The organism is Novipirellula artificiosorum, assembly GCF_007860135.1.
GTDB classification, from domain to species: domain Bacteria; phylum Planctomycetota; class Planctomycetia; order Pirellulales; family Pirellulaceae; genus Novipirellula_A; species Novipirellula_A artificiosorum.
The window spans coordinates 366,800-385,244 of sequence record NZ_SJPV01000008.1 but is presented as its reverse complement, the minus strand read 5'-3'; the positions used below and the strand labels follow the sequence as shown (position 1 = coordinate 385,244).

The 18,445-nt window shown below is 55.3% G+C and carries 16 protein-coding genes; 9 read left to right on the top strand and 7 right to left on the bottom strand.

What is annotated here, in order from left to right; translation table 11 throughout:
* Positions 1 to 30: 30 nt before the first annotated feature.
* Entirely contained in the window at positions 31 to 2,292 is a 2,262-nt protein-coding gene (locus Poly41_RS21880) for a mechanosensitive ion channel domain-containing protein (protein ID WP_146528859.1), read from the bottom strand.
* Between the two features lie 197 nt (positions 2,293 to 2,489).
* On the opposite strand from Poly41_RS21880, the gene Poly41_RS21875 reads away from it, so the two are divergent.
* From Poly41_RS21875 to Poly41_RS21850, 7 genes are all read left to right on the top strand, one after another.
* Positions 2,490 to 3,515, top strand: coding sequence for a PstS family phosphate ABC transporter substrate-binding protein (locus Poly41_RS21875; RefSeq protein ID WP_197231512.1), 1,026 nt, complete (start codon positions 2,490 to 2,492; stop codon positions 3,513 to 3,515).
* 97 nt (positions 3,516 to 3,612) lie between these two features.
* The gene (locus tag Poly41_RS21870; RefSeq protein ID WP_146528855.1) at positions 3,613 to 4,806 is read left to right on the top strand and encodes a YbaY family lipoprotein; all 1,194 of its coding nucleotides are present in this window, start codon (positions 3,613 to 3,615) and stop codon (positions 4,804 to 4,806) included.
* Positions 4,807 to 5,016: 210 nt separating this feature from the next.
* Positions 5,017 to 5,964: an alpha/beta hydrolase family protein gene (locus Poly41_RS21865; RefSeq protein WP_146528853.1), complete on the top strand. Its 948-nt coding sequence runs from the start codon at positions 5,017 to 5,019 to the stop codon at positions 5,962 to 5,964.
* Between the two features lie 105 nt (positions 5,965 to 6,069).
* Positions 6,070 to 8,541: a DUF4838 domain-containing protein gene (locus Poly41_RS21860; protein ID WP_146528851.1), complete on the top strand. Its 2,472-nt coding sequence runs from the start codon at positions 6,070 to 6,072 to the stop codon at positions 8,539 to 8,541.
* Positions 8,542 to 9,145: 604 nt separating this feature from the next.
* The gene (locus Poly41_RS21855; protein ID WP_146528849.1) at positions 9,146 to 10,498 is read left to right on the top strand and encodes a DEAD/DEAH box helicase; all 1,353 of its coding nucleotides are present in this window, start codon (positions 9,146 to 9,148) and stop codon (positions 10,496 to 10,498) included.
* Positions 10,499 to 10,601: 103 nt separating this feature from the next.
* Positions 10,602 to 10,736: a hypothetical protein gene (locus tag Poly41_RS35445; RefSeq protein ID WP_261344906.1), complete on the top strand. Its 135-nt coding sequence runs from the start codon at positions 10,602 to 10,604 to the stop codon at positions 10,734 to 10,736.
* 196 nt (positions 10,737 to 10,932) lie between these two features.
* The gene (locus Poly41_RS21850) at positions 10,933 to 11,193 is read left to right on the top strand and encodes a cold-shock protein (RefSeq protein ID WP_231615840.1); all 261 of its coding nucleotides are present in this window, start codon (positions 10,933 to 10,935) and stop codon (positions 11,191 to 11,193) included.
* A gap of 142 nt (positions 11,194 to 11,335) precedes the next feature.
* On the opposite strand, the gene Poly41_RS21845 is transcribed toward Poly41_RS21850, so the two are convergent.
* The 6 genes from Poly41_RS21845 to lpxD all read right to left on the bottom strand — a co-directional run bounded on the left by Poly41_RS21845 (position 11,336) and on the right by lpxD (position 16,754).
* Positions 11,336 to 12,685, bottom strand: coding sequence for a methyltransferase RsmF C-terminal domain-like protein (locus Poly41_RS21845; protein ID WP_231615839.1), 1,350 nt, complete (start codon positions 12,683 to 12,685; stop codon positions 11,336 to 11,338).
* Positions 12,678 to 12,977, bottom strand: a complete 300-nt coding sequence (locus tag Poly41_RS21840; protein WP_146528847.1) for a hypothetical protein — start codon at positions 12,975 to 12,977, stop codon at positions 12,678 to 12,680. The genes Poly41_RS21845 and Poly41_RS21840 overlap by 8 nt, the downstream gene beginning before the upstream one ends.
* Positions 12,978 to 13,018: 41 nt before the next feature.
* The gene (locus Poly41_RS35745) at positions 13,019 to 13,585 is read right to left on the bottom strand and encodes a SpoVG family protein (protein ID WP_146528846.1); all 567 of its coding nucleotides are present in this window, start codon (positions 13,583 to 13,585) and stop codon (positions 13,019 to 13,021) included.
* Positions 13,586 to 13,720: 135 nt separating this feature from the next.
* Positions 13,721 to 14,740, bottom strand: a complete 1,020-nt coding sequence (locus Poly41_RS21830) for a 4-(cytidine 5'-diphospho)-2-C-methyl-D-erythritol kinase (RefSeq protein ID WP_146528845.1) — start codon at positions 14,738 to 14,740, stop codon at positions 13,721 to 13,723.
* Complete coding sequence (locus tag Poly41_RS21825; protein ID WP_146528844.1) at positions 14,716 to 15,621, bottom strand: LpxI family protein; 906 nt, start codon at positions 15,619 to 15,621, stop codon at positions 14,716 to 14,718. Before Poly41_RS21825 ends, Poly41_RS21830 begins: the two co-directional genes overlap by 25 nt.
* Positions 15,622 to 15,671: 50 nt before the next feature.
* On the bottom strand, positions 15,672 to 16,754 hold the full coding sequence (lpxD, locus tag Poly41_RS21820) for a UDP-3-O-(3-hydroxymyristoyl)glucosamine N-acyltransferase (RefSeq protein WP_146528843.1): 1,083 nt from the start codon (positions 16,752 to 16,754) through the stop codon (positions 15,672 to 15,674).
* Positions 16,755 to 17,099: 345 nt separating this feature from the next.
* On the opposite strand from lpxD, the gene Poly41_RS21815 reads away from it, so the two are divergent.
* Positions 17,100 to 17,927, top strand: coding sequence for a hypothetical protein (locus tag Poly41_RS21815; protein WP_146528842.1), 828 nt, complete (start codon positions 17,100 to 17,102; stop codon positions 17,925 to 17,927).
* Between the two features lie 50 nt (positions 17,928 to 17,977).
* Positions 17,978 to 18,337, top strand: coding sequence for a hypothetical protein (locus Poly41_RS21810; RefSeq protein ID WP_146528841.1), 360 nt, complete (start codon positions 17,978 to 17,980; stop codon positions 18,335 to 18,337).
* Positions 18,338 to 18,445 lie beyond the last annotated feature (108 nt).

The following is an 18,445-nucleotide window of genomic DNA, read 5'->3' as shown; positions in this document are numbered from 1 at the left end:
AGCTCCCCCCCCCGCGGCACGAACGGCTGCTTAAGCTGCCTCTCGGATACGGTCATCCCGTCGGTGGGCGATTGGGTTCGCTTCCATTCTGACTTCAATGGGCGAACGCACATCGAGATGAACGTCACGCTGAGGGAACGCGATCTCGATTCCCGCAGCATGAAACGCTTCATCAATGGCGACACGCAATTGGCTGCGGACGATCCTACCTTCCATGATGCGTCGCTGGTGGATCCAAAAATGCACTTCAAACGTCAGAGAGCTATCGGCGAAATCGCGAAAGAGCACGATTGGCTCGGGCGTTTGAATCACTAATTCGTGTCGTCGAACAATGCGATCGAGTTCCGAAATCACGTTGGCAACGGGGGATCCATAGGCAACACCTAGCGTAATCGACGTCCTCACGCGAGTATCCGAAAGGGTCCAATTGGTCACATTCGCTTCGAGGAACTTACTATTGGGAATCAGAATCTCAAGGTTCTCGCCTGTACGGACTCGGGTGCTGCGAGCGCCGATGTGCTCCACGTTGGCGCTGATGCCATCGATTTTGACCAAGTCGCCCGCTCGGATCGGTCTCTCAACCAATAGAATCAGCCCGCTGATAAAGTTGTTCATCAGGTTTTGGCTGCCAAAGCCCACTCCAATCGCAATAGCGCCTCCGAGAAACGCGAACACGGTCAAAGGAACGTGCACGACATCCAACACAAACAAACTCAACGTCACAAGGAAAGCATAGAAGATCAGCGTTCGAAAGACCGAGACCGCCGAAGGACTCACCCCGAGACGGGGCAAGACTCGATTGGCAATGATGGCGGCAGCAGAGCGGCAAAAAAAGAAACCAAGCAGGAACAGGCCAAGCCCACAACAGATTTTCGAAACGGTGATCGATGCGTCATCCACACTCATCACTTCGTAATTCCACACAGACCCGATGGCTTGCCGCATTACCGGCCACCATTCCGAAAATGCAAACTCGTGTTGGCGGTTCTGAAGTTCTTCGATGTAGCGCGAACAGACACGGAGATTTGCGCTCGTCACCACTTCGATGCTCCCGTAAACATCCACCATCCGCTGCAGTTCCTCGATTTGCTCGTCCACGTCGCTAGCGTTGCCGTCGCGGAAATCCCCACGGAGCTGGCGACGCAGTAGGGGGGCAATTGCTTCGGTGCGGAGATCGCTTCGCAATCGAAGCTGGTCCGAGAGTAACTCAATGTGTTCTTTTGCTCGAATCGCTTCTGCCAGCCAGTCCGCGATCTCGACGGCGGACGGACGAGAGTTCACCAACGCGTATCGTCGCCGCCAACACTTCTTGGTTGCCTCCGCCTCGGACAGCAATCGTTGCAGTAATCCCTTCTCCTCACGAGCGTTTTCGAGAGCTGAAACGGTTTGCTCCTTCACGCCTTGCTTTGCTTGATACCCTATCTCGATTCTTCGCGAATCAATTGCCCTGACTTGGCTTTCAATTTTCTCAATGTAGCTGTCGATCAACTTCAATCGCTCGTCCAACTCGGCCTGCGAGAACGTGATCTGTTCAGAATGCGTGGCGATCGTCGCCTGCAAGTTCGATCGTTTTCGCTCGCCGAGTTGCTGTTCTAAATCAAACCGGGCAATCCGCTCGCGTTGAAGGTTGAGCTGGCTTTCAGCGACACGACTTCTCAGACATGCCAGCTGATGCTCACGCTCACGCTCGGGGAGCTCACGAGGTGTCGCGATTTGTAATCGTTCTAACGCACGACGCCTTACTTGCTCCGCAATACGAAATGCTTGTCGCGATTCATCCAGCATCACTTTTTCAGATTGTCGCTCAATGGAAATCGCTTCCAGCTCATTTTTCGCCGTTTGCAACTGATTTCGACAATCATCCAGTTCCAGGAACGACATCCGTTGCGAAGCACCATAGGGTGACGGAGGCACGGCGTCATCGAGTTGGGCCTGATCCATGGCAAGGTCGTCGTGCAACGTGGTCCGCTCCGCCACGACCAACGCCAGCTGGTTCCAGAGCTCCAGTTCCTGTTGAAGTCGAGCTCGTGTGGCGACATCCACGGCATCGATCACCTCAAGTTGTTGACCTAAACGAACCACGTTCTGGTCGCACTGTTTCACTGTAGCGAGAAGTTCCTCCGAAACAATCTGACGTTCATCACTCGCTGCCGAACGGGCTGAAGGTCCAGCCATCGAAACGGCCGTTCCAGCCGTGATTGAGGAGAGCACCAACAGCAGCCACGCAGCCACGGCGGATCGCGCAATCCATTGGCAATCCATTCTTCTCGAGCAATCGTTGCGAGTCAGCATGACAAAGCACTCCGTCCTTGGATACGCAATGGTTAAAGCATTTGGGCCGGGCGCAATCCTACTTGCTAAACGCGGCAAAGGGAATCGAGATTCGTCCAGAAGAACCTCCACGCGGGGAATTCAAACTGCTATTTGCCAACTCAATCGCGTCGGCTATGATCCCTGCCCCCTCGAATTTCAATCGCCGGAGATACGCCTTGTTTAAGACGCCTGCTGTCCCACTCCTTCTGTTCGCCGTCTTCTCGTTTTCCGTACCCATTAACTGCCGAGGCGACGAGTCGTCTACATCGTTTTCGGTCCAGGAAATTCGTTCTCTGCTGAATTCGATCACGCCCTATCTACCTGGACAGGAAGTTAGTGCGGAAGTCGATATTTTCGGCTCCACCAGCATGGATGCTTTAGCCCATGGATGGGCCGGCGGATTTAAGAAATTCCACCCCAAGGCAACTGTCGTGATCTCCGCCGAAGGCTCCGAGACGGCGGTGGATCGCCTGACCAAGAACCCAGCAAGTATCGGTATGTTCTCGAGACCTGTCTCGGAGGAGGAACTCGAAAAACTGAAGTTGGCGGGACTTGAAAACCCCGCGGCAGTGATGGTTGCGAGAGAGGCGTTAGGGGTTTTTGTGAACGAAAGCAATCCGCTTAAATCGATCAACCGCGAACAATTCTTAACTCTTTTTTGCGTTCCCGATGGCGAGACGCCGTCCGAGCCGATGGTGTGGAGTTCCTTCGGTGCCAGCGGAGGAATCGCGAACGAACCGGTGGAGATCATCGCACGTGGCCAGAACAGTGGAACCCAGATCTTCCTGCAGAACTATGTCTTTGGTGGACAAGTGATGCGTGAAGCCAAAGCGTCTTATGCATCCAACGCAAAGGTCGTTCAAGCACTCGAAGAAGACAAAAACGCGATTGGAATCTGTGGTTTAAAGTGTGGTAGCCACTCCTTGCGGCTTCTCGGTTTGCAAGCAAACGACACAATCATTCCTTGTGACGATCACTCGGTTCTGATGGGCCGCTATCCGCTCATTCGCCCGCTGACGCTTGTCCTCGATCTCGGACAAACCGGAGCTCGCGCGGACGCGAATCGAGAATTCGTTCGCTACGCATTACACCAAGCCGGACAAAGCCAAAGCATTTTAGCCGGATTCTTTCCTTTTGATCCGCCAACGCTGCGTGGCGAACGAGCCAAACTGGAACAGAAATCCGACGGTTCGGACAAGTAACTCCTAATCCAACTCGCTCTCTCTCCTACCACGAAGGCCTTCTCCCGTGCCTTCAAATCATCAACGTTTGAACGAATCCGCTCCAAGGAATCTCATCATGAACTGCCTGATCCCAAACCAACTCACTCGTTTTACGTTTGCGTTTTCACTGGTGATGGCAATGATTTCCCCTCCGGTCGCGAGCGGCCAAGGCTTCGAAGGAAGCGGTTCCTTCACATCAGCCTCATGGAATGGCGGCGGATGGAACGAGGGCTGGAATGGTAACGGCTGGAATGGCGATGGTTGGGCGGGAAGCAGTGGGCCGAACAAAGCTTGGCTGCTCGGCGTGACCGGCAAGAACACCGAAGTCGGCGTCGCAATCGATTCGGTGGCACCGGGGTCTGCAGCTGCCCGCATGGGGCTGGTTCCTGGTGACCTTGTGGTTTGTGTCAACGGGGATCAAGTGGGCTTGGTTGGTTCCAAAATCTTTGACATTGCCGAAGAACTGAATCATCATGCCGACGTGTCGGGTCGCGTCCGCTTGCTGGTGCAGTACCGTAGGTCGGGGCAATTGCGGACAATCCCGGTTCAGCTTGACGATCATCAGGGCGGCTTGTCAGGGAGCTTGATCGTGCAGAACGGCAGCGTGCCGGCGAACTCGATCATCACAGTGCAGCTAGAAAACGAAACGCGACCGTACTTTGCCATTCGCAATGGGCAACAAACCTTCCGTGCACCGTCGATCTCTCAAGGAGCGATTCCGTTCACCATCAATTTTGATCCGAGCTACATCACTGCCACCGATCGTTATCGTCTGCGTGCCTTCATCTCGTACAACGGCAAGACCATCTACGAGACCCCTCAACCGACGTACGTGTTGACACAGGGCAATCCCAATACCGCACAGCTACTTTTGGCTCCAAAATCCTTTGCATTTGCTGGTCAACCGAACGGCGGTGTCGTTGCAGCGGGCTACGCCTCCTATGATAACATCACCACGCAAGTGACCGCGGCCTATCAGCGATACCTCAGCAGGAATCCAACGCCCATGGAATTGGCGGCTTGGCACTCGGTGCCAGATCCCGAGTATCGCATGAGCCGGCTGCCAAATGAATTGATGGCAACCCAAGAGTACTTTGACCGTTGTGGCAACAATAACAACGCCTGGCTTGAGCGAGTGTTTACCGAAGTGATCGGGTACGTACCTTCGGCGTACGAAAGACAACAGTGGATGCAGCGTTTCGCTGAGGTCCGCTACTCGCGTACGGAAGTGCTTGGCCAGATGACACTCGTCGCAAATCGCAAACCGTAGTAACGGTCTTTTCTACTCCGTTTTTCGCTTGCCCGTGGATCACTCCTGAGGGGGCTGGCTGTCTTGCGCGATCAACCTGCTGAATCTGTCTCGCCCATTGTGTAAGATAGGGTCCTTGTAAACCCTCGGTCCCGCACTCGTCGTCAGGTGAAATGAATTTCAGGCCCCGGGTGCCTACTTCGTACGAGCGAAGATCCCAATAGGTAAACCATGCAATTGTGCCAGGCCCGACATGTGTTGGAATTCTCGATTCTGGCTGTGGGCTTTTCCCTCGCAAGCTTTCATGGCCAATCGTTCTCACAAGACGCCAGTCGAGAGTTGGCGTTGCCAAGCGTAGCACAGGTCCCGCCAGAATCTGGAAAGCGTGTGCCTATCACGCCCCCGGAATACCTGGGGACTGCGGTCCATCACATGGTTTACTTGCCATCGAATTGGAGCCAAGACATGGTGAACCAGGGTCGCCGGTATCCGGTCATCGTCGAATACACGGGCAACCATTTCCCCCAATCCTTTTCGACCGGCAAGGTCGAAGATGCTGGACTTGGCTTTGGGCTTTCGAGCGGGCAATTCATTTGGATCACTTTGCCCTTCGTCGACAAAGATCATCAAAAGAACGCGATCCGATGGTGGGGCGATATCGACGCGACGGTCGAATACGCGCTCGTGAACGTACCTCGCATCTGTCAGCGTTTCGGTGGCGATCCCCAACAAGTTTTGCTCTGTGGTTTTTCTCGCGGTGCGATAGCGGTCAACTTGATCGGACTGCATGATGATCGAATCGCGAAATTGTGGTGCGGCTTTGTAACGCACGATCACTTTGACGGCGAACGAGAATGGCGAAAAACAAATTGGGGGTCTCCGCTGCAGGACTATCGCCTTGCGGCGGAACAACGACTCGAGCGAGTTGCGGGACGGCCTTACTTGGTTTGCCAAGCAGGCACCACCGAAGCAATCCAAAACTATCTGCGGTCACGTTGCTCGCTTGATGCATTTACGTTTCTCGACGTCAACGTTCATCACATTTTCGGAGCGTTCCCCAACGAAACCGCCGCCGCACCCCACACCGATCGATGGTTGCTCAAACCCAGTGACGAACGAGAACGAGCATGGCAGTGGGTCCATCGCCACGTAGGCTCTACGTTGCAAACGGGGCAGTAGGCGAATGAATCGACACTCCCACGCGAACTCAGACAAAAACGTCGCCAAGACAAAAACGCCGCCATCTGATTTCCCGTGTTAAACTATTTTTAAAACAGGTTAAACATGAACGCTCGGTTCTGCGTCTTCGCAGTGTTGCTGCTGCTCACCACCAAGGCCCATCCCGCGTCAGTGCACCTGGTTAACGCGGGAACGAGTGACTACGTCATCTATCATGAAGCGGACGCTCCTTCCTCGGTAGCGTTAGCTGCGTCACAGATGCAGGACTACGTGCTGAAAGTTACTGGTGCGGAACTGCCAATCGTCAATCGTCCCGGCGATAAAATGATATCCATTGGCGACAATCTGGCTGCACGGCAAGCCGGAGTTTCGCTTGCGGCGATTCCATGGGAAGGCTATCGAATCGTGACAAGGGATTCGGATGTCTTTCTGGTCGGTCGCGATTGCGAGGCGGGACAACTGACTCCCAACGGAGGCACGTCGAACGGTTCGCTCAACGCAACCTACGATTTCTTGGAGCGGTTTCTCGGCGTGCGCTGGCTGATGCCGGGTGAACACGGCGACTATGTACCGAAGTCGGCGGATCTATGGATCCCCGAAACCGATCTCCGTGACGCTCCCGCATTGCTCAATCGCCGTGTTCCTTACCTACAGCAGCATCGAGCGGATGTGAAGCGATGGTGCATGCAGCAACGTCTTGGCGCCAGTTTGTACTTGAATCATTCACACAATTGGCGCCGCACGATCCCCGCATCGCATTTTGACGCACACCCCGATTGGTTTGCTGAACGGGGCGGCGTGCGAATACCGCCGACGGGTCGATACAAACTGTGCACGACGAATCCTGGTTTGATACGAGCCTATGCCGACGCGGCCATCAAGTACTTTGACCAGAAACCTGCGGCAAGCTGTTATTCGTTGTCGCCTTCGGATTCCGCCGGCTATTGCCAGTGCGACCGGTGCTCAGCGCTTTATGAAACGGACCCAAACGGAGACCTTTCGGTTACCCCTGCGATTTTGGCGTTCTACAACGGCGTCGCAAAAAGGGTCGGCAAGAAGTATCCAGGAAAAATCCTGGCCGGTTATGTCTATGCCGACTACGTTTTCCCTCCGAAAAAAACAGTCAAGCTCGAACCCAATGTCTTTCTGACCTGGGCGCCAAGTTTCGATTACGGGTTCACACTTTCGCGGTCGGAACTTCAGCAGCAGTGGCGAGAATTGCTTTCACAATGGACGCAGGTCACCAGCAACCTGTCGTACTATGACTTGCCGATGCATATTGAAACCGAAGCCGGGGCGTTGAATCCGCCCGGTTTAGAGATTTTGAAGTTGATCTATCCGAATTTGCAACGAGCCAAGATGAAAGGCGTCTATGTTTACGGCATCGAAGCATGGGGACGGGCGGCGCCGCTGAATTACTTGTTGGCTCGATTAGCCTGGAACCCGGCAGCAGATGTTGAAGCCTTGTTCGACGAGTACTGTGCAAAAGCCTACGAAGGCGGTGGCGATGATATCAATCAACTATTCCGCCTGCTTGATCGCGAAGTGGCTCGGCACTATCGAGAGTATCCCAAGGCACGCTACACACTGACGACCGACATGATGCGTGACATCTATGCGAAAAACTTTGCCGCGATTGAAAAACTTTACCGAGCGGCAGAGTCAAAGGTGCGCGACTCCGATGCCAAAGTTCGCTTGAGCATGATCGGCGACAACCTGACTGTGTTGCACTGGAACCTGCGTCAACAAGGGGTCTTAGAGGCTGCCGAAGAATCAACCTTTCACCTCTCGGACCAGGCGTTCTCAGCATTCCTTTCGGCGAACCGCGGTTCGCTTGCGCTCAGCCCTACCATGGTGAACGACCCCCCACCGAGTGTCCGATCGAAGTTCCAGGTGACAGTTGCCCCAAGAGCAAAGCACCGTGATCCGATCAAGCCCTTCCAGTTGCGTGGAGACCAACACCTTGTGCTCCGTCCCCTGGGCGATGACCGTGTCGAATTGAAATTCAGTCGCGTTTCGAAGCGCGGCAAGCTGGTCCACTATGCAGTGTATCGTCAGGATGCATCGGAGGTTGCCAGCGGCTTAGTGAGTGACACGGAACCGATTGGATGGGAGTCCGATCAGGCGGACTACTACCATCTGGTGATCTCCGCCGACACCGCCTCGTTGATGGTGACCGTTTCGGGAGCCGCATGGGCGGTCGATGGTAAGCTGAGCGACCAAGGATTGCACCTGCTTGGAAAAGTAACGCCTCTGTATTTCTATGTGCCCGATCAAACTGCTTCATTTCCTCTCTCGTTGGAAGCCTCGCCACCCGGCGAAACCGCCAGTGCGATGCTACGAGATCCAGGCGGTCAGCAGGTGGCCAGCTTTGATTGCAGCATCATCTCCGTGGACCGTCAGAGGATCGAGGTTTCGGCAGAGCAAGTGGGATGGTGGCAGTTGGACATTCAAGCAGCAGCCAGCGGTGTGATCGATGACGTATGGATCAAAACGGAGCCCCCCCTCAGCGGTTACTTCTCCATCGCCCCTGACTTCGCGCTCGAGGTTCAAATTCAGGAGACAGGAGTGGAGTAGGAACTAGGTGCTCCGATTCAAGCGTCAACGGTGGGACAGGGTAAGTCGCTGGACGAGCCTTTTTTCGCCAAGCACCGCTGCAAAAAGGGAATCCGTGGAAAAACCACTTGGCAGGATTCCCGCAGGGGAGTACACTTCGTTTGAACGTTGGCTGTTTTTCTATCGGAAATGAGTCAACACGAAAGCTGGGAATAAGCGAGTAGCACGGCGCAAATGGGCCGTGTTTCCTGGCGAAATTGGGGTTTTCTAACAGAGTAACCTGGACACTCACACACCTCAATTCAAAACGTAGCGGTTTCGATTGCTGCACCTTTTGCTGCCAACTATCGGTTGTGTTGACCGCTCTGGAAAGCTGCCGGCGTCATCAAGGACGCACCGGATTCTGTGACTTTCTTGTTTGTCCAGAGTTGCCACTGTGTGTGGCAAAATCGATTCGTTCGCTCCGATCGCTCTACGCGATATCCTGCGTTGCGATCGGTGTCGACCTGTTATGAAACCCCCCGGCCTATGACTGCGCAATTCGCGGCAGGGCTTAACTTGTGTGCGAAATCGGTGCTCCGCCTTTGATAGCGGGACCGTCATCGCCAGGATTGAAGGATCACCTTTGACGACTTTTGAAGAACTTGACCTGATCGCGCCGCTTCAACGCGCAATCTCGGACCAGAAATACACCACTCCCACGCCAATTCAATCGCAAACCATTCCGGCCGCCCTCGAAGGGCGTGATGTGCTCGGATGTGCCCAAACAGGCACCGGGAAAACCGCCGCGTTCGCCCTGCCCATCCTAGACGAACTGGGACGCCAAAAACGCAAAGCTTCACCGAATCGCCCACTGGTCTTGGTGTTGGCGCCGACGCGAGAACTTGCCATACAGATTGGCGAGAGCTTTGCTACTTACGGCAAACACCTGCGACTTCGCCAAGTCTTGGTTTACGGTGGCGTTAGCCAAGGCAATCAAGTCCGTGCACTGAACCGCGGTGCCCATATTTTGGTAGCGACCCCAGGACGATTGCTGGACCTAATGAATCAAGGCTTCATCGAACTCGACCAGCTCGAGATGTTTGTCCTCGATGAAGCAGACCGCATGCTCGACATGGGTTTTCTGCCTGATTTGAAGCGGATCATCAGCAAGTTGCCCCGGGACCGTCAATCGTTGTTCTTCTCGGCCACCATGCCACCCAAAATCGTTGAGCTTTCGCGATCGTTGCTTGACGATCCGATTTCGGTCAATGTGACTCCGAAAACGACGAGTGTCGAACGGATTGAGCAGCGAGTGGTTTTTGTTGAACGCAATGGCAAACTGGGTGTGTTACAAAAGGTGCTTGCAGGCGACGGCGCCGAGCGTGCAATCGTCTTTACTCGTACAAAACGTGGTGCAAACGTGTTGGCTGAAAAGTTGACCAAAGATGGCGTCCGAGCCGTCGCGATCCACGGCAACAAATCGCAAAGTGCTCGTCAACGTGCGCTCGAGGCATTTCGGCGAAAACAGGTTCAAGTCTTGGTGGCGACCGATGTTGCCGCTCGAGGAATCGACATCGATGGCGTGACGCATGTGATCAATTATGACATCCCGGTAGAGCCCGAAAGCTACGTTCATCGCATCGGACGTACGGGGCGCGCAGGCGCCGAAGGCATCGCTTTGTCCTTTTGTTCCGAAGCCGAATACGACGAGCTTCGCGCAATCGAAAAGTTCATTGGCCAAAAGATCCCACTCGATCCAAGCCAACCAAATCCGCCATCCAGAGCGGATTCGCGTACCCACCACGGATCGCGCCGACCACACGCCTCAAAACCAACACGCGGCCAACGCCGTTTCGGCTCGCAGCGGGCCGATTCTGCACCGAGTCGTCCGAAGCGGGCTGCAGCCGGCAGCGAATCGCTGTCGGGGGGCAACCGGAAACGAAAGCCACGACGCAAAGGGACGCAGCGACGAGCAAGCGTCGTCCAAGCCAGTTAGTGGCTCCAATTGATAAATTCGTGAATCCATTCCAAACCATCGACCGCCAAGGAGAGACGCAATCGCAAAGAATCAAAATACTTTCGCCAAGCGACAACGCGAAATGGAAAAGAAGTACAAAGCCGATGAAAAACGGAAACGGCGGCTTGAGCGAAAACAAAATCCTGAAGCCAGCACAGGCCTCAGCGAGCTAGAAAATACCGATGCAGACGACGTCAACGACGAAGTCAGCACTTAGAAGGAACCAATTTCTCGTCCAAAATCCTGCAATTTTCGTAGGATTCCATATTGGGCGAGTTTAGAGGGCCCTAACCAGCGTTGGTTAGGGTATACTCCCCACATGCCTGTCCACGTCGTTTTTGACATAGATAGCGTGAGGGGGGCAATTTTGTATCGGAATGGGTCTTGATCCATTCCAAATGCGGTCGCGGTCAGTGAGCGTTTCACTTGGCCAAAGCGCATTCCTGTTTAGAGAGTATTGGGTAGAGAAGATGGCAGAAGGCAAGATCAAGCGGATTACTGACAAAGGTTTCGGATTCATTGAAACCGACACCGGTACCGACATGTTCTTTCACAGTTCGGCGCTTGAAGGCGTCAGCTACGACGATTTACGAGAAGGTCAACTTGTCTCGTACAACGTTGGAAAAGGCCCCAAAGGCCCGCGCGCGGAAAACGTGCAGGTTATTGGAGAGTAGTCGCTTTGATCGGCTGAAATGCTGATCTTTCGATTCCTTCATTGAAGTTTATCGCACCGGGTGTCCCATGGGACGCACGGTGTTTTTTTTGTTGATCCGCTTCAAGCGTGCACGGGCGATTTTCGCTGGCCATCGCAGGAAATCACCGACCGCTGTCGAGGTTCGCGAATCGTGATGCAGCCGGCAAATGGTTCTTTCCCGTTCGCCCGTCCGATTTAATCCAACCGAGCGGTCGCCCATGGAGCCGAACGACGCTCCATCCGCGAAGGGTACACGGGATCGGCGATCCCGCCAAATAGGATCGAGCCTGGGTCGCGTCGACATCGATCGCTTGTTGGCTGCGTAGCGGACCGCTGCGGCGCAAGGCAGCGGCATGCGACGGTTTCCAAACCTTGCCGGTACGATAGGCGATTTCACAACCTTGATCGGCAACGCGTTCGACCCACTCGGGTGCATCACTCGGAATCGCATAGAGGTTCGCATTGGAACCGAACCAACGATGTGCCTCGTCGGAAAAGTCGAACCACTGGCGAAGGTCCCTCTCAACCTTGACCGATGGTTGGGTCCGATAGGTTCTCCGTTCGACGGCCTCGTCTCCTCGACGCAGCGATGCGGCGAAGCTGCCAGCACACGAATGTCGATGTGGCCACAATCGGTAGCTGGCCGGAGCGAGATCCGATGCATACGCCTGCAACCGGTCGACAGGGTCCACCGTCATGCCGAGTTCATCGACCATCCAGTTGACCTGATCTTCGTTCTCAGCGGTCGCAAACGTGCAGGTGCTGTAGACGAGCCGTCCCCCGGGGCGAAGCAGCGACTTGGCGGACGACAAAATCCGACGCTGCCGTGCCGCGCTATGCTCAATCTGGCTCGATTGCATCGCCGTCGTGGATTGGCGTTTTCGTGACAACAGCGCTTGCCCGCTGCACGGGGCGTCAACCAAGACGAGATCAAAACACCCCGGCAACTCACTCGCCAAATCGGCGGGGTCCCTGCTGCTGATCGCAAACCGATCCGATCCGGTACGAGCGAGGTTGTGAACCAATGCGGGAAGGCGAGATCGGATCGGTTCGTTGGCAAGCAAGAAACCGGCGGGCCCCAATTGTTCGGCAACGGCGGATGCCTTACCACCAGGGGCTGCACACAAATCACAAACAAGATTGGCGGGATGCCATCGCTGAGAATCGAGTTCTGCGGCAGCAAGCGCTAGCAGCGATCCCGCATCTTGGAGGTAATAGTCGCCAGCGGCAAAGGGCAACCATCGCGACGGTCGAGCCAAGGGATCGGTCGGCCGATAGCCAAACGAGTACCACTCGATCGGCGCCAGCGACAGTTCAAGCGAAGCGGCGACAAGCTCGGGGCGAAGCCGCAGAATACTTGAGTGCCTGCGTCGAAGCGACGTTGCCAACTCGGTCAGTTCGTCAGCCGAAAAGGTCCATTTGCCGAGGGCCGCGGCCAAGTCGGATACGTCGATTGCTTTCGCATCACCCACGCTGCTGGAACCACCGAAGCGCCGCCATGCCACTCGACAAAACGCCGGCAAGGATTAACGGCGACGTGAACGTGAACAGGATAAAGACGATATGGGCAAAGCGGCCATCCTCGCTGCTGCCGATCGCTCCGGAAGGTGTTCCCTTGATCAACAGGCTGAGCTCATCTCGCACCGCCGGGACTCGCGAGGCGTAAAGAATCCCGGCCGAGATCAATGCAAAAATCAGCATCATCAGCATCATAAAACCGAGGCTAATCTGAGGCGGGCGTCGTCGAAGCGGAGGGTGGGTCATCGCAATGGCAACATCAGCAGGGCAAGATCCAAGGTGAGCCGCTAAAAAATCCCTGCACCGAAATCGTCTTCGTCCTCCTCGATGCTGACACGCTCTCGGGTCGGCGGATCGAGAAAGTGCGGTCGACGGGGACCGCTCGAGCCCTCGGTTTCCGACTCGTCACTATCGATGATTGCGGTTTCGGTCGAGTCGCCCTCCTCGTAACCAAAATCATCGTCGTATCGAGACCGGTACCCCGGTTCGCGAGAACGGGCAAGTTCGGCATCAAATTCCTCGATCACTGCTGATTGAATGCTCTCGCGACATTCGCTGTTGATTGGATGGGCGACGTCAGCATAAAGCTTTTGAGGTGAATCCAGATCGGCGTCGACTTGCAGTTTGACCCCGCAATGGTTGCAGTACGTCGCACGCAAATGGTTCTTATGACTGCAACGTTGACAATGTCCCGTCAATTTCCGACTTGGCATTGCCACAAACGGACCGTTTGCACCGTCGATGATTTTCAGGTCACGGACGACAAAACACCCATCGATCGTGATCGAGCAGAACGCTCGCAGTCGATCTTCGGACGATTCCATCAGCTTGATACGAATTTCAGTAATTTCCACGGTTCAACCCTCCCTAACCGTTGGGCGTGAGCGCCCGATTTGAGTGAAGCGACCTCGAGAGTCCGACTCGGCGAATGATGCTTCTGATAATGTTCAACTTGGCTCAATCCGAATCGACTCGCATCCTGAGCGATCTCAATGCGATGCGCTTTGATGCAATTCGATCAACGACGGCACGGGGACCGAACGGGCCGAAGTGACGATGGCCCCCGGTTCCAACTGGCTGCGAAGCCATTCTGCTGCTCGCACCGAATCCACTCGCGACGGTACGAAGCCGAAACATGCCGACCCGCTTCCCGTTAATTGACACCCTATCAGCCCACAACGCCACATCGATTCTAGAATTTCCTCAATTTGAGACGCTATTTTTAAGGCGGGTCCCTGTAACCGATTCAAAATACCACCGGCAATCCCCTCCAACTTCCCACCCTGGAGGGCATCAATCAATCGGTCTGGCGTCTCAATATCGCTCGGAACGGTCGCCTGAGAGTAAACCCGAGCGGTCGACAAACTGATCGCAGGAAAGACGACAACGACGTCAATTTGCGAAGAGAAGCCAATAGGGGCAACCTTCTCTCCACGCCCCGTGGCTCTCGCGGCTAGACAGGATTGGCCATCGATTCCAAGAAAGAAGGGCACGTCGCTTCCAAGGTCCGATGCCAAACGGGACAGATCAGGGTGATTGAGGGGGATCCCGTGTAGCTGGGCCGCACATCGCAGCGCCGCGGCGGCGTCGCTACTCGCCCCGCCCATCCCTGCACCGGCTGGAATCGATTTGACCAACTCACACTGAAACCCGCCACTGACATCAAAATGATCGAGGAATCGGCCCAATGCCTGGTGGACCAAATTGCGTCCATCGGTGGGGATCGCCAAGACCTGATCGAACCGGTCGGGCTCGGACTTGGCGTCGATGCCCAATCGAGCGGCGACGATTTCAATCGAGGGAGACCAGTTGACCGAAAGGTTGATTCCGCAACGCTCGATCCGACGTAGCCTCAGCGTGTCCGACCAATCGATGGGGACCATGATGGTGTCAATCTCGTGGTAACCGTCCTCTCGTCTTCGCAACAGCTCGAGAAACAGATTGAGCTTTGCCGGTGGACGCGTCAGCGCGATCAGCGGAGACGTCAGGCCGCTTCGACTCGGTTGCATTGAAAATCACTTTCCTTCATCGCAACGATCGCGATTCCCGCTTGGCGCGCTTTCGCAAGGGTCTCGTCACGATCCACCAAAATCGTCTTGTCGGCTTCGATCACAATCGTCGTGCCGCCCGCTTTGTGGACTCGATCGACCGTTTGTGGACCAATCGTCGGAACATCGAAGCGCATATCTTGGTTCGGCTTGCTCACTTTCACAAGCGTCCACCCACCACGCCGGCACAATTCACCGGTCCGATCGATACATGCATCGGTCCCTTCGATGGCTTCCACGGCGATGACCGCACCGTCTTTGATGGTGATCGATTGCCCGATATCCATGCCACCCATTTGTCGAGCAACACGCCACCCCACTTCAATGTCTCGCGACCTACCCGCGTTGGGACGTTGTCCCGTCAACATGCCATGATTCACAAGTAACTCCGGTGCAAAATCGGTTGGGGCACAAACCTGCAGCCCACTACGGTTGTAAGTGTTCGTAACTGCCAACAACAAGCGATCATCACGCGCGTCCCGTTTGCGTCCAAACAACAACGGGCCGAACGTTCGCAAACACTGAAGATCAGGCAAATGCCGTAGCCATAGCGAACCGCTAAACAACAAGTCGGACTTAAACAGTTTCCCCGCCATGGCCACTTGCTCAACACCACTACGACGAAAGTGCCGAATGTGGCCGCCGACTCGACCCACACCCGACCATTTGACGCTTTCGCAAATGGCTTCGAGCTCGTCGCTGGCGTGACCCCGAATCGCGATGCAACAGACGTTGCCACCGCCAGCGACAATCGCACGAGCAACCTCAATCGGAAAACGCCCCCATCCGGCAATCAATCCAATCGGCGGTGGCGTAATTCGCTTTGTTTCGGGGCGTGGCATGATCGGTAAGCTGTTCTTGGTTTCAAAAAAGTGGGTGCAGCCGAAATCGTTTACGCCGCTCGTTTGCTGCGGCGGTCGATCGGCTCTGCTGGGGGCACCGGTTCGAATGTGTCGACAATACGTTCCATGTCCCGCCGCAAGGTTTTGAGTTCACGTCGCATCTCTGGTAATCGACGCTCCACTGCCATGATTTGCATCTGTTCTCGTTGCGGCGTTGCCGGGGATCCGAGATAAACCTGATCCCCTACGCAATCCTCCATCACGCCCGCTTGGGCACCGACAATCGTCCGATCTCCTAAATGGATGTGATCCTTCAATCCCACTTGGCCGGCCAAGATCACGTGGTCACCCGTCGTGCAACTGCCGGCGATTCCAACCTGGCTACACAGCAGATTGTGACGACCAATACGGCAGTTGTGGCCAATCATGACTTGGTTATCGATTTTCGTCCCCTCACCAATTCGCGTCCGTCCGTAGGTCGCTCGGTCGATCGTCACGCAGGCCCCAAGTTCGACATCATTGTCGAGTTGGACAAAGCCGAGTTGTGCGGTCGGAATGTGTCGACCGTTTTCCTGGCGGTACCCGAAGCCGTTGGCGCCAAGAATCGTGCCCGAATGAATCACACACCGGTCACCAATTTGAGTGTATTCGTAAAGGGTGACACCCGGAAACAAGACGCAATCCTCGCCGATCACACAGCCAGGCATGATCACCACGCCAGGCATGATTCGCGTGCGTTGGCCGATGGTGACGTTTGCACCGACGATCGCAGAGGGATGCACGTGAGCAGATTCCGCTACCGTTGCCGACCGATCCGCCCCGGAAAGGGGCAACTCACGCGTAAGGGGTGGGCGAAAGAACGAGACGATTTTGGAAAACGCAGCATGGTGATTCTTAACGACCAGCTGCGCCATCGGCGCGGACGGCAACTCGGTCGCTGTGACGACCGCTACCGCATCGGAATCCGCCAATTGGCTGACGCGCCGCGGATCGTCCAACATCGTGACCTGACCACTCGATTCGTCGCCAAGCGGAAATGCCCCGGTACAGAGCGAATCGCGATGGCCCACTGCCGTGCCGTCAATCAGTTTGCCGTCAACCAGGGCCACTAAGCTTGAGAGCCGTACATTCATCCCATCGTCCTTGAGGGTAAAATTTCGCGATTTCTTGTCTACTTGTCTGATAAACGGTTTTGCCGAACTAGCTATACCGCCAGCCGGATCCTCTGGGCAAGACGAATTCTCGTATCAGAACGAACCGGAGTGTTGTCGGTTTGAAAGCGCTCAAATGACCACACTCTATACGTAATTCGGAAAGAAAACACCGTGTTTCACGGTGCAATTCCAATCAGGATCGCGTGGAATGCCGTTTTGGCATCATTGATGCAAGGTTAGGAGAGTGTCGTTCACATCGACCAAATTCCCATTTTGTTTTCCCCCCCATGAAAGCCCTGACCGACCATGCACCGTTTCCTAAAAATGACATCTGTTTTTTTGTCGACCACCCTGTTCGTCGCTGCCTTTGCCAAGGCAGGCCATGAGCCGACACTGTACAGAGCAGCGGATGATTACCGAGATGCCGTGGTCCACTTCGAGCGCGACGTGCTGCGGCTACGATACGTCCATCGCGATGACAAGCGTCTGGTCGACCGATTGGAGGACGCGACGAGCCGATTGCGAAGTGAATCGAGGCACGCACGCGATTTGAACCGGTTGCTGTATCGATGGGAAGAAATCCAGCTGCTTCATCAGACCGTGCGCAGTGCCTTGTTTGGACGCCCCTGCTACCCGCGAAACCCTGAATTGGCGGTTTGCTGGCAAGAGGTCGAGTGTGCATACACTCAGTACGCCGCTGCGATCCGGTTCCGATTTGCTGAGTATGAATACAGAAGCTACAGCGACTCCGCTCAGGCACGTGAACTTCTGCCCGCAGAGCCTGTGTACCTTGAGCCTGTGCCCACTGGGCCGGTACCCACGGACCCGACGTACGGAGAACCGATTTTTCAGCGACAACCGAGTTTGTCTCCGGTCGCCCCATCGGCTGCCGTAAGTCCCGTGAGGCCACGTTCGCGTGATTATTCTGGCTTCGATTCCGATCGTCAGCCTTACGGAAGTTCGGCGATGCGATACGAATCGCTGCGACGGACGCCCTTGCCCTATGGCGATGCCTCACCGTACCGGTTCGGTCCGCAGTCGGCGGATGCGCGTGGTGGGCGAGTGATCACGATCCCAAGTGGCCAGCGAGTGGAAACTCGTAGCCTTGGCGCTGCCATGATCGGGGCGTTGTTGGCGCGAGCCCTCGATTAGCCGATGATTGGGGGTTCCCGCTTCGATTGAACGATTTTGGTTGGTCCCCCATGTTTGCTGGTAGTGTTCTGATTGGCTTCACCTTGATTGGCTTTGCGGTTTGGTTGCATTTCAACGACCAACACGGCTGGCAACACGAGTCCTTCGACGGTGAATTGGATCGTCAATACCTTTCGCGACGCCGACGTTCGCGTCGCTGGGTGCATCTGATTTTTGGGATGTCTGGTTTTTTTTCCATCGTTGCGGCAATCGCTGGGCCCGGCACTGTTTGGATGGGGGCCTGGGCATGTGTTGCGTTAAGCTTGATGACGATCGTCCTGTTGGCTGGACTCGACGCGATCCGAACGCTTCGATATCAATCTCGCAAACGGCCGGAAATCCACCGCTCGTTGCTCGATCAGGAAGATTGAACGGGCAACGTCTTCTCAAACGCCCCGGTTCTTGTGGGTGGGGCGTTCCATTTTGGTCTTGTTCGCTACAATGACCGCCAAACGGCCAAGTTGCTGATCTTTTGATTA